Raw genomic sequence first — 15,626 nt, 5'->3', positions numbered from 1 at the left:
ATCGTTCGTATTATAAAGGAAGGTGTCCTCCAGAGTTTTCTTCACCATCTGCACCTTTGTTACGGAAGATTTCAGATAGAACCATTAATCCTACGATAGCCACAATTAAAATTGTAGAAAGTGCATTAATTTCTGGTGATACTCCGCGCTTAACCATACTGTAAATGTATAATGGCAATGTTGTTGATCCTGGTCCTGATACGAAGAAACTAATTACAAAATCATCAATTGATAATGTGAATGTTAATAATGCGGCTGAAACAACTCCTGGTGCAATTGCCGGGAACGTTACATAACGAAATGTTTGCCACGGCGTTGCTCCTAAATCATTGGCAGCCTCTTCTAAATCACGTCCCATTCCAGAAAGACGTGCTGCTAAAATAACGACAACAAATGAAATACTAAATGTAATGTGCGCAATAATAATTGTTGTTTTGCCAAGCTCCATACCTAATTGACTAAATAAGATAAGTAAAGATAATCCCATTAAAATATCAGGAATTAAAATTGGTAAATACACAAGACCGTTAATAGCCCCTTCATAACGATATTTATAACGATGTAATGCAATCGCGAAAATCACACCAAGAACTGTCGTTACAACCGTCGTTACGATCGCAATCGTCATACTATTTACAAACGCATCAATAACATCTTGCTTTTGAAATAAATCTGTATACCAATGGAATGTAAAACCTTCCCATTCCGCATTAATGCGAGAATCATTGAAGGAATATACCATTAAAACCATCATTGGAAAATACAAGAACAATAAAATTAACCAAGAATAAGAAACTAAAAACTTCTTCATCTTTGCCTATTCCCCTCCGTTTCCATCATATTTATATACTTTCGTTGCACGATAATATAAGTAAATTAACAGAACAGAGAATAGAACAACAATCATAGATAACGCAGATCCAAACGGCCAGTCACGCGCTCCTAAGAATTGATTTTGAATTACGTTTCCGATTAATGCTACTTTCGATCCACCCATAACGTCTGATACAACAAACATTCCGATAGAAGAAACAAACACTAAAATAGAACCAGTAGCAATCCCTGACATTGTCATTGGTACTGTTACATTCCAAAATGCCTTTGCTGGTGTTGCTCCTAAATCATAAGCTGCTTCTAGCTTACGCTTATCAAGCTGCTCAATCGCTGCATACACCGGTAAAATCATAAATGGTAATAAAGAATAGACCATTCCGAGTATTACAGAAGGTGTGTTATATAGTAAATTTAAAGGTTCACTTATAATACCTAGTTTCAATAGCAATGTGTTTACAAGACCTTGTGAACGTAAAATAACAATCCATGCGTATGAACGAACAAGGAAGTTAATCCAAAACGGGATCGTTGCCAATAATAAAAGAATGGAACGGTATTTGCGATCAACAATTGTAATTGTATAAGCAAATGGATAACCAATTACTAAACAGATTACTGTTGTAATAACTGCAATCTTAACAGTTTCCCATAACGTTCCCATGTATAGTGGATCAAACACACGAGCTATATTCTCTAACGTAAATTGCATTTCCACTGTCCCATATGCCCCGCGCTGCATAAAGGCAAATGCCAATACAAACAGAAGGGGAATTAGGAAGAAGATTAACAGCCACGCGACTGTCGGTAGTGCGAGTAATTTCCCTTTTTTCAATTTAAGGTCACCTCGTCCTCTTGCTCCCAGCCTACGTATACATTATCTCCAATGCTCCACTGCGCTGCTTCTTCAGCAGTTTGATATGCCATTAGTAATTCTGATGTTTTCTCGTCACGTACATACAGCTTTTCCATATTTCCAACAAACTCAACGTCTTCAATATGTCCAAGATGGTATTCTTTTAAAATCGGCTCTTCAACCGAACGTACCTTTACGTTTTCAGGGCGAATTGCTACATAGCCTTCCCCGTTTTTCACAATATTATTTTCACCGATAAATGTCGCAACGAACATTGTTTTCGGCTTATTGTAAATTTCTTTCGGCGTTCCAATTTGCTCAATATGTCCTTTATTCATAACGACAATACGATCACTCATGCTCATCGCTTCTTCTTGATCGTGCGTTACGTATATGAATGTAATTCCTAAATTACGTTGTAAGTTTTTCAATTCACGTTGCAAATCTTTTCTTAACTTAAAGTCTAACGCCCCAAGTGGCTCATCTAGTAATAATACACGCGGGTTATTTACAATCGCTCTCGCAATTGCTACACGCTGTTGCTGTCCACCAGAAAGCTTTGCAGGTTTACGATTACGGAACTCAAGTAACTGCGTTAAACGCATTGCCTCTTCAGCACGCTCTTTCTGCTCTGCTGCCGGTACTTTCTGCATTTTCATACCGAAACAAATATTTTTCTCCACATTCATATGTGGGAATAGCGCATAATGTTGGAACACTAAGTTCATATGACGCTTATATGGTGGCAAATCGTTAATCTTTTCATCATCTAATAAAAGATTCCCTTTAGTTGGCGTTTCAAAACCTGCGATCATGCGAAGTAACGTTGTTTTCCCGCAACCACTCGGCCCTAAAATCGTTAAAAATTCCCCTTCTTTAATGTCTAAAGAAAGAGGTGGGATAATCACTTGATTTCCAAAATGTTTTTCTACTGCTTCAACTTTAATAATCTTTTTCATTTTCCCGTCCTATCTACCTTAAATTTTAATTTTTATATTCATGAATAAATATTTATGTTCTATAGACTATTTTTTGTTTCGATCCAAACAAAAATGGTTGTTTAGCAGCGTTCTCTTCTATTCTTTATGTAGTATGTTTGATTCATTTTTGCATGATACATATGTCGAACAGAAAAACCCCTTCCATTGCGAAGGGGCTATTATCATACGGCTACGCCTACTGATAAACACCATCATCATTTTAACAACTTTCGTATGAATTTTAAAGCACTTTTTGTAGAAGAGTAACGAATTTTCATATCGAATGCCGTAGATTGGGCTAAAATGCTTTTATAATGTGAAAAAGTCCGAAAACTTTCTTCCCCATGATAACTACCTAATCCACTACTTCCAACACCACCAAAAGGTAAATATGGCGTTGCAAGATGATAGACAACATCATTAATACAGCCTCCGCCATATGAAATATTACTCGTCACTTTCTTTTGTACTTCTTTATCTTCAGAAAATACATATAACGCTAACGGCTTTGGTTGTTGCTGAATTGTTCCAATTACCTCTTCTATGTTGTCATATTCTACAATTGGTAAAATCGGACCAAAAATTTCATCTTCCATAACAGTACTTTGCCATGTAACATTCGTTAACACTGTTGGTTCTATATGTAAAGTTTCTTTTTTATAGTTCCCGCCGATTACCGTTTTACCATCTTTCAAAAATGCACATAAACGTTCAAAATGACGTTCAGTCACAATTCGTACATAATTGTCATTGTTTAGTGAATCTTTTCCATACTGCTCCGCAATTTCGTGTCGTAATGCCTCGATTAACTGTTCTTTCACCGAAGCATGCACATACATATAATCAGGCGCTACACACGTTTGCCCTGCATTTAAAAACTTCCCCCACACAATTCGTCTTGCTGTTACATCTATTTTTGCATCTTTATGTACAATACATGGGCTTTTTCCCCCAAGTTCTAACGTGAGTGGCGTCAACCGTTTCGCCGCTGCTTCCATCACAACTTTTCCAACACCGACACTACCTGTAAAGAAAATATAATCAAACGGTTCCTTTAACAATTCCGTACTCTTTTCTACACCGCCTTCTACTACCGCTACAAGCTCTTCTTGGAATAATTCCTCTAACATCCTCGTAAGCACTTTGGAAACGTTTGGCGTTAGCTCTGATGGCTTTAAAACAATTGTATTTCCAGCCGCCAACGCTCCTACAAGAGGTGCAATTGCTAATTGAAATGGATAGTTCCATGGTGCAATAATAAGTGTCACACCGTACGGTTCAGGAACTACTTTCCCCTTTGATCCAAAATGAGTGAGTGCTGTTCGAACCCGCTTCGGTTTACTCCACGATGAAATATGCTTCAATTGAAAGGAAATTTCTTTTAATACATATCCAACTTCCGTTGTAAACGACTCATGAACTGACTTATTTAAATCTAATTTCAATGCCTGAAATATTTCTTCTTCAAAACGCTGAATGCCTTCATAAAGCTTCTTCAAATTATTCTTTCTCACTTCTACACTTCTCGTATGGCCATTATAAAAATATGCTTTTTGTTTATTTACAATAGAAGAAACACTCATTCATTCACCTTCTCCCACTATTTTTATCCAATTCTTTCATTATTTATATAGACTTCATATATAATAAATTTCTATTCGTAAAGTTACATTATATATAATTTCTTCTTTTATATAAAATTCATTGCTCACAAAAAAACTACCGAAAGAAAATCTCTCGGTAGTTTTACTGTATTAACGATATAAGCGAACAGCACCTGCAGAATTATCATCAGCTTGTCCTACTACTTCAAACTTTAGGCCAAGGTTCGGTAAAATACGTCCTGCATCTGGAATCTGTTGATTAATATACGTTTTTGAATCATCAAACTTCGACACACCTGCTAAGCCGTTATACGTATACGTTCCACGAGTTGGAGATACAACTTTCCATGCTGGCGTTTTATCGAATGAGAACGCCGCATCAGCGATTTGGAATCGTGTACTACTGTCAATTGTCGGTTTACCATTTAAAGTTCCTACAATTGCTTCTGGATGAGAGTCAACTACACCAAGGAAACCATGTCCTGGATGTAAACCAACCCAGTTATCTGTGTAAGCTGAGTCTGCATACCATACAACCATACCAGAGTTATATTCTGGACCGCGAGCAAATTTCAATGCGCTATCTGATCCAGTATGATTTCTCCACTCTACATAGTAGTTATGTTTTTTCTTCTCAGTTCCGTTAGAAACTGCGAAACCATCTAATTTAAATTGTGGTGTACCTTCTGCATCATCAGAGAATACTACTTTGCCATCTACTGTTAATGAAGCATTATCAAGTAGGAAACCGTTTAATGCTAAACCACCATCTGTAATGTATTCAAATGTTAATTTTACTTTCTTACCTTTGAATTGGCTTAAATCATATGATTTATCAACCCATTTTCCATTTGTCGAATGTGCATTTCCACTATTTGCTTTCTCACCAAGTTTTTCAATTAGCGTTTTTTGCCCATCTTCTGTTACAGCATGTACTTCAAGGAAATCATACTCTGCTTCGATTTCATATAACGATTTGAAATCAAATTTCGCATTCGTTGCATTCGTTAAATCGAACAATGGTGTTTCTAACGTTGTATGAAGATTGTCACCTTTTGTGCTGTAGTAGTACTGCTTACCAAATGCTGGAGCAATCGTTTTTATATCTTTATCAGGTAAGTTTACACGAATCATACCTGGACGGTTCGTTTTCGTAACACTTTGGTCTAAATATGTTGCTAGACCGATACCTTTATTTAATTTCTCGTAATCTACTTCTACGATATTCGCCCAGTTACCACCAATTGTTTTTTGGAAAAACTCTTTATTTTGTGGTGAGAAACTCGTTGGCGTTGTTCCTGCAATCTTACCAGCCCAGCTTCCGCCACTCATAACAGACCAAGCTTGAATTGGCTCACCATGACCAGTATAGTCTGTATCATACTCATCTGGAAGGCCTAAATCATGACCATATTCATGCGCGAATACACCAACTGCGCCATCTTCTGGCTCAATTGTATAGTCGAATGCCGCTATCTTTCCGCCCCAATATGGAACTTTCGCTTGTGTACCTTCAATTGGGAATGGTTTTGGTCCAACTGTCCAGCGATGTGACCAAATTGCATCGTCACCTAATTTACCACCGCCCGCTTCTTGTCCAACACCTGCATGAATAATCATTAAGTGATCAATTAACCCGTCCGGTTGCTTTTGATTTCCATCACCATTTACATCGTATTGATCGAACTGATCAAACTCAGATAAATCAATACCGCTATCTACAGCTGCTTTTAATGCATCTTTTACTAAATCACGTGGTCCTTTTGGTCCTTTATTATCATGACCTGTAGCAGCATCCGCACCGTAATCAGCAGCTTTACCAGGAACTGTTAACCATTTTGTAACCGTTCCGTCTACTGTGTAACTACCACCAGATTGCTCTTCATAATATTGTTTAAACGTTTCGATTTTGCTTCCATCCTCTAACGCAAATGGCTCATTACCGAATAACATTTTTTCATAATGTTCTTTGTTAAAGTCTTCCGAATACATATAGCCAGGCTCTTTATCGATATTGTTATGTTTAAAGTCAGCGTACTCTACAAGTAAAACGAGTACTTTATCTTTACGAACTTCACCGTTATATTCTTTTCCCTTTGCTGGAGATGTTGGTACTTTACCATTTAGACCACCCTTAACTGGGCCTGTCGCTGCAGGTGTTCCTGTTGCTGGTTTGTCTAACTTTTCTTTCGTATCTGCTTTTGCATCTTTCACTTTCTTTAAAAAGTCAGATGCTTCTTTCGTAAGTGGGTCCCCATTTGTTACTTCTTTCCCAGGATTTTCACCCTTTTTGTTCTCTACGTATTTTTCGACAGCTTTCTTTGTTTCTTTCTCTGAAGCCTTCGAATCAATTACCCCACGTTTTTTTAGCGCATCTGCTAAACGTTCTTCCGGAATTAAATGATCATCAACTGGGCTCGTAGCTGTCTTATTCACAGGCGTTTCAGCATATGCAGATTGAGTACCAGCTCCGAACGAAAGACCTAATACAGCTGTCAAAGCGATTGATGACAAAACTTTGAACGGTTTCTTGTTCATCCCTTATTTCCTCCCCTAATAAATAATATGTATTACAAATTGAATTTTATTAAAAATTCAATATTTTTTCAATATTTAGTCATATTATGTAATGTTTTTAATACATTTGTAAAAATTCCATAGTTAGCATACGAATATATCACAATTCAACAATGTTTTCTGAAAATATTGAAAATACTTGTCAGAAACTTTATAATTTCCATAGAGGGAATTTAATGGGGATTTTATCTTTGTTTTATCTACAAAATATTTGATAATTCACTATATAAAACACAAAATGCGATTGCATTATCATATATTCTGTAGCAGCAGTTATGACCGATAATTAGGGAGGAATTACATTTGTACAAAGATAAGACTGACGCACTGGACCAAGAATGGATTGATTTAATACTTGAAGCTCTAGATGCTGGTATCGCCCTGCAAGATATCGAACATTTTTTCCAACGTATGAAGCCATCCAGTCAGGCTCAATAGGCTTGTTCTTTTTAACGAAGTTTATGTTATAATAATGACATCATAAGACGACTACATATTGATAGAAAGGTGCGCAAATATGATTGGAGAACGTATAAAACGCCTTCGCTTACAAAAAGGTATTTCATTAACTGAACTTGCCGAAAAAGCTGGTGTTGCTAAATCTTACATTAGTTCTATAGAACGAAATTTACAAAAAAACCCTTCCATTCAGTTTCTTGAAAAAATTGCAGCAGTTCTACAAATTCCAGTTGATACTCTACTTCATGATGAAACAGCAAAGGAAAATCACTTAGACTCCGAATGGACACAACTCGTTAAAGATGCGATGAGCTCAGGTGTCTCCAAAGAACAATTTCGTGAATTTCTTGAATTTACAAAATGGAAGCACGATCAAAAATAATAAATAGAAAGAAGTGCTTACAACCAGCACTTCTTTTTTCTTTATAAAAAAAGCGGGGAATCCCCGCTTTTTAATTATTTTTCTTCGCCAGCTTCTTGGTTAGCATTGAATGTCCATTCTAAATTCAATGAATCACCTTGGAAGATATTTTGTTCTTTCCCATTATCTACAAATTCAAATTGTACCCACAGATAATCCTCTGTGCCTGCTTCTAATCCACCCTTTTCTCCCCACTCAGGAGCAAAGATGTCTTTAGCTAAAAGATCTGGATCAGCATTTTGTAAATCTGCTAAAGTTGTTTCATATACAGGCTCACTTTGTTTATCCCAGTTCCAAAGGAATTTCACTTTAACGTGCTTACCAAAGTCTTCACCAGCATTATCGCCTTTTGCATCTTTCACAGTATACTTTGTTGCTAGTTTAACGTCTTTAATTGTTAATGTACCGCTATTCTTTAATAAGAACTCTTTCTTAATAGAATCCCCTGGTTTTAAATCTTTAATATCTACAAGCGTTTTAGGGTCTAATGTAAGATCTAACGTCCCAGCTGCAAATGTATTGTTAGATACTTCTTTATCGCTAAAGTAAGCGAATGTTCCTCCACCAATTAAAGATAACCCCAATGCTGCTGATGCAACTCCCATACCTAATTTCTTTTTCAGACTCACAATCAATTCCCCCTAGCTGTTTTTTATATTTTTATTGCTATCTCTTATTTAAAATAAGAGATGTAACTAAAACTATATTAGCTTAGCTAATATTTGTTCTTTTTTAAAAACCTTGTGTTCATTATAACGAACAAACCTATATAAATACAACACATATTTATTAATATTTTCAGTTATTTTTATTTCTCAATATTATTTTGATTTTTCAGTAAAATATCAAGAAATCAAGAAAAGATTTTGTTGATTTCTTGACCTATCTCCACTAATTAGTATCCCTCATCCATCTAACTACCTCTAGGTGGCTAAATAAGATGAGAAGGATACGAAAAATAGGCGAGTGATAGTGCCCTCCTCACCTATTTGTTTTATGATCCCTATCTGCTCTGGAATGTTACTATATTTTACTTGCTATCTTTATTTTTCTGTTCTTCTTGTTTCTTCTTCTCTTCTAGCTTTTTTGTTTCTTCTTGTTTCTTACTCTCTTCTAACTTTTTCGCTTCTTCTTGTTTCTTACTTTCTTCTAACTTTTTCGCTTCTTCTTGTTTCTTACTCTCTTCTAACTTTTTCGCTTCTTCTTGCTTCTTCTCTTCTAATTTTTTCGCTTCTTCTTGTTTCTTACCCTCTTCTAGTTTTGCTGTTTCATCTACTAGTAACTTCTCAAAATCTTGAATTTGTTTATCAATCACCTGTAACTTTACCTCTTTATCAACATACTCACAATTGTCTTTCACTATATGGAAGCCCGCATTCACATACGAGAATACTTGCTTATTCGATTCGGTTGTATTACTTTTTAACTCTTCTTGCACTTGATTATAAGGACTCTCTATTGATACATATACTTTTTGTAACAATTCTCTTTCCGCAACTATTTTCTCACGCCCTTGCTTCCACGTAGTAAGCACCTGCTCTAACTCTTGAATGGAAGTAAAGGTTAATTTCAATTTCATCCCTTCATACTCACGCAAAATAACTTCCTTATGTTGCTTAGCTTGTTCTGTTAATTGATCAACTGTTTTTGGAAAAATACTTGCTGTAGAAATGGTAGCCGTTACTTTCGTTTCATGAACGAAAGCTGCTTCTGTATAAGTCATCATTTGAGAGCCTAAATAAAAAGTAATAGAACACAAACATGGCAATATAAGCATCTTTTTGAAATTGCTAGGTGGCTTCAGCATTTTAATCTCTCCTATCGAACAACTTGTTCTTTATCAAGAACTATATCTTTATTATAATAAAGTGAATTACAAAATGATATAAAAATTATGCTTCTTTTTACATTTCTCTTTTAACATAAAAAGAGACTACCTCTTTTGATATGATCCCCTTATAGTAGACAGGAAAAAGAAAGAACACTAACCTGTTTACTATGGAGGGGATTTTTTTATGGGAAAAATTAGTGTCACTTACGATGTAGAATTTAAGAAAAAAGCTATAGATTTATACTTAAAAGAAGGCATGAGCTATAAAACCATTGCGAAAGAATTAGGTATTCATCACTCGGTTGTAAGTCGTTGGGTGAAATACTTTGAAGCTGAAGGAATCAAAGGACTAGAAGAAAAACGCGGTAAAGCGAAAGGACCAGGTTTAGGTAGACCAAGGCTTAGACCCGAAGATTCTGAAGCTAAGATCCGACGATTAGAAGCGGAAAATGAAATGTTAAAAAAGCTCTTAGGGATGTAAAAGGAGGAATGAAAGTCGTATCCAAAACGAAAAAATTCGAAGTTATCCATGAAATGAAAAAAACAGGTTATACAGTGACCATTCTATGCAATATTGCTGGTGTAACCAGAAGTGGGTACTACAAATGGATAAAACGGCATACGACGCCTTCAATAAAACAATCCGAGGATATCGAAATTAAGAAAAAGATATTGAAGTGTCATAAAAAATTAAGAGGAATTTATGGATATAGAAGAATACAAGTGTGGCTGAAAGCCACATATAACCTTCATTTGAATCATAAGCGCATCCAAAGATTGATGAGTGAACTAGGTATCAAAGCCGTAATTAGGAAAAAAAGAAGCTTATGTGATTTCAGAGAACCATCTAAATAGGGAGTTTCAAGCTTTAAAACCGGATGAGAAATGGGTAACCGATATTACCTATTTGATTTTCAATGGACAGCGCTTGTACTTATCCGCTATTAAGGATTTATATAATAATGAAATTGTTGCCTATGAAACCAGTCGTAGAAACGACTTAAAACTTGTGTTAGATACACTTAAAAAGGCAAAGAAAAAACGAAATGTAAAGGGAATCCTCTTACATAGTGATCAAGGGTCCCAGTATACATCTCGTCAATATAATCAATTACTTAAAAAATATCAGATGAAGGCAAGTATGTCTCGAAGAGGCAACTGTTGGGATAATGCTTGTATGGAAAACTTCTTCAGTCACTTTAAGGCAGAGTGTTTTCATTTACACTCCTTCCGTAAAGCGAATGAGGTCAAACTTGCCGTGCGTAAATATATGTACTTTTATAATCATCAAAGATTTCAAAAGAAATTAAATAACCTGAGTCCATATAAATATAGAACTCAGGTTGCTTAGTTGCGCTTTTTTAATACTGTCTACTTGACAGGGGTCACTGCACTTTTGATAGTCTCTTTTTATTGTCCTTATTATTTTGCTTCAGCATCGCCTTGTTGTGCATCAAACGTCCAAGTTAATTGTAGTTTATCACCTTGGAATTCATTTTGATCTTTTTTATTATCAACGAACTCAAATTTCACTTTGAATTTATCAGATTTACCTGCAGAAATACCTTTTTCATCCCAGAACCAAGCAGCTAAATCATTATCTACTGCTGTAAGTGTATCACCCTTCAATTTATCTAATGTAGTTTGTTTCACAATCGTCTCATGCTTATCTACATTTTTTAAGAATGTTACTTTAATATGTTTACCAAAATCATCTTTATTATCTTTCTTCGTATCTTCTACACTATAGTCTGTTTTTAATAGAACTTTTTTAATATCTAATGTACCTTTATTTTCTAATTTAAATTCTTTTTCAACTGTATCACCAGGTTTTAAATTCGATACATTAACAACTGTTGATGGATTTAATGCTAAATCAAGCGTACCAGCCGCAAATGTATTGTTTGATACTTCTTTATCGCTAAAGAATGCAAATGTTCCTCCGCCAACTAATGCTGCTCCTAATACTGCTGATGCAATACCCATCCCTAATTTTTTCTTTAAAGTCATGTCCATATCCCCTTAATCTATATATTTGTCAACTTCCTAAACGGAAAGTATAACCAAAATAACTAGACGGATTGTTCTACTTTTTTCTCTTTCTTTTCTCCGTCAATGCTACGAATAGCGCTAAAAATAGAAATCGCGGAATACCCTAGCAAAAAGACTCCTGGAATAATAAGAAGCAATGCCGCTCCCGCTTTTGAATTCGCATAATTTAATGCATACCCTGCATAAGGTACTGTTATATCCGCATATTTACCAATAACATTGTCCGCAAGCACCGGTTCTAAGTCTGGTCCGTTGTTGTTATCCCCTTTTGTTTCATACATTACTTTTCCATTTATATCTTTCACACCGATAATACGGTGGGTGATAATTTTTTCATCTTTCTCTTTAAAAGTAATAACATCACCTTTTTGATATTTAGAACCATCTTTCGTCGGCTCTATTGCAATGATTGATCCTGTTAAAAATGTTGGTTCCATTGATCCTGAAAGTACGCTCTTAAATTGATATCCCAGCACTGTTGGATCACCACCACTCGCTTTTGAAGAAATAACTATAAAAGCTAAACAAACCATCAACGCAAATAAAACGAATGAGATAACGTTGCTAATCACCTTCCAAATTAATTTCATCGTCTCTCTCCCTCTCCGTTGTTTTATATTATTTGAAGTATGCAATATTCACTATCGTTCTTTAACAAGAACATAAGTAAATAATATAACGAACAAAACGGAAATGCAATAAGAAAATTTACAATTATTAGTTATTTTTAATATATAAAAAAAGACTGTGACAAAGTCTCTTCACAGCCTTTTAACTAGTAATTTATTTTTCTTCTGATTTCATTCCTGTTGTATTTCGGCGTAGCACTACAAATAAAATAGCTCCAAATAATAGAGCGGCACCTATCCCAATGCTTATTATTTTCACATTTGATTCGTTTACTTCAGGCGTAGCCGTATCTTTTTTAGGCATCGCAAAAGTAACATCTTCTTTGGAAAGAACATTTATCGTCGCAATTGTTTGATTGTTTTTCGTAATATCAACTGCACCAACTACCTCACCACGATGAATTCCTTTATGATACAAAGAATCTTTATCTAATGAAGCTGTACGGAAAATCGTCCTCACGTTTTTCCCTTCATCTTTCTTAAGCATAAGTTCTGCACTTTTTTCAAGTTCGCTATCAATATTTTTATTTAAATACGTTGTCTTTTGGTGCCAACTATGTTTATCTAGTACAGTTTGCTTCACAAATTGACCGAAAGAATAGTCCGCCATCTGCTTCAAATCTTCATAAATTTCAGGTCTTTGAGAAGCCATCACTACATTTATAATACGATTTCCATCCTTCTCATTTAATAAAACGAGCGTATTGCGCGCTTCATTTGTAAAACCCGTCTTTCCACCAATGCTATATGGGTTTTCAAAATAAGTAGACTTGTTAAAAATAGAAACCGTCTGTCTAGATGTCGTAACTGTCGTTCTTTTCGTATTCATTGCTTGCAAAATTTCAGGATACTTTTGTACGCCTCTCGTAATCATAGCCATATCAAATGGCGTTGTATAATGGTTCGGATCATGCAATCCATTTGGCGTTACAAAGTGACTATCTGTAGCACCTAATTGCTTCGCTTTCTCATTCATCAGATGAGCGAAATTCTCAACACTTCCCCCAATACGCTCCGCAATCGCATGCGACACATCATTTGCACTCAGTACCATTAAAATCATAAGCGCAGTATTTCTATTAATCGTCTCACCAGGTTGAAATTCAATTTGATAATTACTCTTCTCTTGATCTAATGCTAATTGTGAAAACGTAAATTGATCCTCTGGCTTCGTATGCTCCATAAGTAAAATCGCCGTTAATACTTTCGTCATACTAGCGGGAAATGCACGATGATGTGCGTTTTTATCATACAAAACATCTCCAGTTTTCGCATCAATCGTAGTTGCAAACTGACTAAAAACATTTGGCCCTTCCTTAGGTGGTGGTGCCACTTGCTCCGGATTCACTCCAATATTCGTCTCAGCACGTAACGTCATAGGTGTCAAAAAAAATAAACAAATAACGGTAATAAAAGCCAAAATTTTCTTAAAATTTACCATATGACTCTCCCTTTTCCTATACTCTCACAGTCTAAAAACTGAATCTACCAATCCATACGTAATTTGTATTAAATTGGAAGAATATTCACTGTTTTTTACTATATCATACTTTTACGATAAAGAACATAAATATACAATAAAAAATAAGAAAGAATTATTCTTTCTTATCCTTCTCATCAATTAATGAATCTATTAAATTTTGACTAGCTTCCTCAGGTGTAATCTCATCTGTCATCCCCATAAATGACCAACCTTTAGAATCGACCCACTCAACAAACTCTTGTAAAAACTCATCATGTGTAACATCCACATCAAGAATTGATCCATTAATCGAAATCGTTCTATTTCTAGATACACGCATCTTGAACGTTTTCCTTACCATTACAATAATTCTCCCTCTACTCTTGAATATTTATAAAGTGAAACTTTAATCCGTGGGGGTTTTCTTCATCTCCCACGGATTATTAGTTGAACCAATCGGGCTTTTACGGGCAGTTAATCTCCCACCTAACTTCTTCGCTTTCGCTGAATTTTGAGCAGGGATCTTACTGCCCGTTAATGCGGGGTAAAATAATCTTGTATCTCTGTTATACATGATTTTAAGTAAATTGTAAAAAGGATATATTGGCCAGTTTGCATATTGAATCCAAAAACCTATCATCCTGCAAAAATATCAAACGATATGTAAATGATCATAAATGACTAAATAAATTCACATAAAAATAAAACAACTTACCTTTTATCACACCAAATACAAATGACTTTCGTACAATAGAATGGAATATAATGGTAGAAAACTTAACATGAGGAGGAACTCTATGGCGCGTTGTACGTATTGTAAAACGAAGTGGACAATAAAAGATGTATGGTCAATACTCGTGACATTTGAAAAAGATTGTCCGTATTGTTTCGGAAGGCAGTATCTATCAAAGAAAACATTGAACGCTATGCCAGAACTTATTAGCTTACCTTTACACTTCTTATTCCCTTTTCTTGTTGATTTAAGTGATGAAGGTCCTTTAGATTGGTATCGAAAAAAATAATATAACCACTTTATTCGAATCGACTTTTCATTACATTCTCTACTTATATATTCCTTAATACACGACTAGCACCATTCCAACTACTTTCCCTTCAAAAGTTTAATATAAAAATATTGTAAAATTTCAGTCAATTATATATAATTACTTTAGCATAAAGATTAAAGTTGCTGGTACATACGCATTTTTGAAGATCCCGTAGCTCAGCAGGGAGAGCGCCACCTTGACAGGGTGGAGGTCGTGAGTTCGAGCCTCTCCGGGGTCATAAAACCTAATAGTATCAGGGCTTGAGAGGATATTCTCAAAAGCTAAAACTGTGGGGGTCTCCATCAGACACCACAAGTTAACAGAGGACTACTTCTAGTCAGCAAATCAGCTGGCTCAGGGGTAGTCCTCTTTTTTGTTTCTATAAAACCGAGAAAGGACTGACAAGAAAATGCTACTTAAGTTTGTATAGTAATTAAAATTATAGTTTTTACACTCTTTGAAATCAGTGAGATAACTCTTAAGACTACTGTTTATTTAACTCAGATTCCCAGTTTCACCTACAGTAATCCCCCTCAGATATCCTAATTTAACGATACTCTACTTAGTAATTCTATACAAAAAATAAAGCAAGGATTTCTCCCTGCTTCTGTTAGCTTCTTTTATTGAGAAGATTAACCACCAATATTCTTATCTGCCATTCTATACAGTTTATATCTATTTTGCCCTCTTCTTTTTTCGATTTCTAAATATTACCTCTAACACTACTACTGCGATGAATCCTACAGTTAGTTGTAAACCTGTAAACAGAAGTTTAACATTTAGAGGAATGTCAGGTGCACTCCACATTAACGCTGGAGGAATAAGGATACCAATAATTACAATAATTCTCATTACCTTCCCCATTTTTTTCTCCTATC

General features: G+C 35.3%; 18 protein-coding genes and 1 tRNA gene. 7 read left to right on the top strand and 12 right to left on the bottom strand.

The genetic code is table 11. The features are described 5' to 3' along the window. Positions 1-10: 10 nt before the first annotated feature. The 5 genes from potC to inhA1 form a co-directional block, all read right to left on the bottom strand. Positions 11-811, bottom strand: coding sequence for a spermidine/putrescine ABC transporter permease PotC (gene potC, locus MKX31_RS04685; protein ID WP_064476751.1), 801 nt, complete (start codon positions 809-811; stop codon positions 11-13). Between the two features lie 6 nt (positions 812-817). After that, positions 818-1,666, bottom strand: coding sequence for a spermidine/putrescine ABC transporter permease PotB (gene potB, locus MKX31_RS04680; RefSeq protein ID WP_000715495.1), 849 nt, complete (start codon positions 1,664-1,666; stop codon positions 818-820). Further along, entirely contained in the window at positions 1,663-2,646 is a 984-nt protein-coding gene (potA, locus tag MKX31_RS04675) for a spermidine/putrescine ABC transporter ATP-binding protein PotA (protein WP_000720323.1), read from the bottom strand. Before potA ends, potB begins: the two co-directional genes overlap by 4 nt. A 236-nt stretch (positions 2,647-2,882) precedes the next feature. Beyond that, positions 2,883-4,250: an aldehyde dehydrogenase gene (locus tag MKX31_RS04670; RefSeq protein WP_064476752.1), complete on the bottom strand. Its 1,368-nt coding sequence runs from the start codon at positions 4,248-4,250 to the stop codon at positions 2,883-2,885. Positions 4,251-4,421: 171 nt separating this feature from the next. Then, entirely contained in the window at positions 4,422-6,809 is a 2,388-nt protein-coding gene (inhA1, locus tag MKX31_RS04665; RefSeq protein WP_064476753.1) for a M6 family metalloprotease immune inhibitor InhA1, read from the bottom strand. A gap of 342 nt (positions 6,810-7,151) precedes the next feature. Between inhA1 and MKX31_RS04660 the strand changes: the two genes are divergently transcribed. Both MKX31_RS04660 and MKX31_RS04655 read left to right on the top strand, forming a co-directional pair. Continuing rightward, positions 7,152-7,286, top strand: a complete 135-nt coding sequence (locus tag MKX31_RS04660; RefSeq protein WP_000276217.1) for an anti-repressor SinI family protein — start codon at positions 7,152-7,154, stop codon at positions 7,284-7,286. Between the two features lie 79 nt (positions 7,287-7,365). Beyond that, positions 7,366-7,689: a helix-turn-helix domain-containing protein gene (locus MKX31_RS04655; RefSeq protein ID WP_000578867.1), complete on the top strand. Its 324-nt coding sequence runs from the start codon at positions 7,366-7,368 to the stop codon at positions 7,687-7,689. A gap of 74 nt (positions 7,690-7,763) precedes the next feature. Here the strand turns inward: MKX31_RS04655 and calY are convergent, their stop codons facing one another. After that, positions 7,764-8,357 (bottom strand): biofilm matrix protein CalY, encoded by a 594-nt coding sequence (calY, locus tag MKX31_RS04650; protein WP_064476754.1) that lies wholly within the window; start codon positions 8,355-8,357, stop codon positions 7,764-7,766. 401 nt (positions 8,358-8,758) lie between these two features. Next, the gene (locus tag MKX31_RS04645) at positions 8,759-9,535 is read right to left on the bottom strand and encodes a DUF4047 domain-containing protein (RefSeq protein WP_340980171.1); all 777 of its coding nucleotides are present in this window, start codon (positions 9,533-9,535) and stop codon (positions 8,759-8,761) included. Positions 9,536-9,743: 208 nt separating this feature from the next. On the opposite strand from MKX31_RS04645, the gene MKX31_RS04640 reads away from it, so the two are divergent. From MKX31_RS04640 to MKX31_RS04630, 3 genes are read left to right on the top strand one after another with little or no spacing between them, the layout of a single operon-like run. Further along, positions 9,744-10,040 (top strand): transposase, encoded by a 297-nt coding sequence (locus MKX31_RS04640; RefSeq protein ID WP_340980169.1) that lies wholly within the window; start codon positions 9,744-9,746, stop codon positions 10,038-10,040. 8 nt (positions 10,041-10,048) lie between these two features. Next, positions 10,049-10,414 carry an IS3 family transposase gene (locus MKX31_RS04635; protein WP_098101846.1) on the top strand — a complete coding sequence of 122 codons (366 nt, stop codon included), beginning with the start codon at positions 10,049-10,051 and terminating at the stop codon, positions 10,412-10,414. Further along, positions 10,389-10,910 carry an IS3 family transposase gene (locus MKX31_RS04630; RefSeq protein WP_222660721.1) on the top strand — a complete coding sequence of 174 codons (522 nt, stop codon included), beginning with the start codon at positions 10,389-10,391 and terminating at the stop codon, positions 10,908-10,910. Before MKX31_RS04635 ends, MKX31_RS04630 begins: the two co-directional genes overlap by 26 nt. Positions 10,911-10,981: 71 nt before the next feature. On the opposite strand, the gene MKX31_RS04625 is transcribed toward MKX31_RS04630, so the two are convergent. The 4 genes from MKX31_RS04625 to MKX31_RS04610 all read right to left on the bottom strand — a co-directional run bounded on the left by MKX31_RS04625 (position 10,982) and on the right by MKX31_RS04610 (position 14,063). Then, positions 10,982-11,569: a CalY family protein gene (locus MKX31_RS04625; RefSeq protein ID WP_064476756.1), complete on the bottom strand. Its 588-nt coding sequence runs from the start codon at positions 11,567-11,569 to the stop codon at positions 10,982-10,984. A gap of 62 nt (positions 11,570-11,631) precedes the next feature. Beyond that, on the bottom strand, positions 11,632-12,201 hold the full coding sequence (gene sipW / locus MKX31_RS04620; RefSeq protein ID WP_064476757.1) for a signal peptidase I SipW: 570 nt from the start codon (positions 12,199-12,201) through the stop codon (positions 11,632-11,634). Positions 12,202-12,394: 193 nt separating this feature from the next. Further along, positions 12,395-13,681: a D-alanyl-D-alanine carboxypeptidase family protein gene (locus MKX31_RS04615; protein ID WP_088048348.1), complete on the bottom strand. Its 1,287-nt coding sequence runs from the start codon at positions 13,679-13,681 to the stop codon at positions 12,395-12,397. A 154-nt stretch (positions 13,682-13,835) separates the two neighbouring features. Next, entirely contained in the window at positions 13,836-14,063 is a 228-nt protein-coding gene (locus tag MKX31_RS04610; RefSeq protein WP_000251865.1) for a hypothetical protein, read from the bottom strand. 436 nt (positions 14,064-14,499) lie between these two features. Here MKX31_RS04610 and MKX31_RS04605 point away from each other — a divergent pair, with 436 nt between their 5' ends. Further along, positions 14,500-14,724, top strand: coding sequence for a hypothetical protein (locus MKX31_RS04605; RefSeq protein ID WP_063260295.1), 225 nt, complete (start codon positions 14,500-14,502; stop codon positions 14,722-14,724). A 189-nt stretch (positions 14,725-14,913) separates the two neighbouring features. Then, positions 14,914-14,986 (top strand) — tRNA-Val (locus MKX31_RS04600). Positions 14,987-15,423: 437 nt separating this feature from the next. Here MKX31_RS04600 and MKX31_RS04595 read toward each other — a convergent pair. Continuing rightward, positions 15,424-15,612: a hypothetical protein gene (locus MKX31_RS04595; RefSeq protein WP_064476759.1), complete on the bottom strand. Its 189-nt coding sequence runs from the start codon at positions 15,610-15,612 to the stop codon at positions 15,424-15,426. Positions 15,613-15,626: the final 14 nt, after the last annotated feature.

Origin of the sequence: Bacillus sp. FSL M8-0063 (assembly GCF_038005545.1) — a bacterium.
GTDB classification, from domain to species: Bacteria; Bacillota; Bacilli; order Bacillales; family Bacillaceae_G; genus Bacillus_A; species Bacillus_A wiedmannii.
Note: the sequence above shows the minus strand (reverse complement) of the source record. Positions and strands in the feature narration are given on the sequence as shown.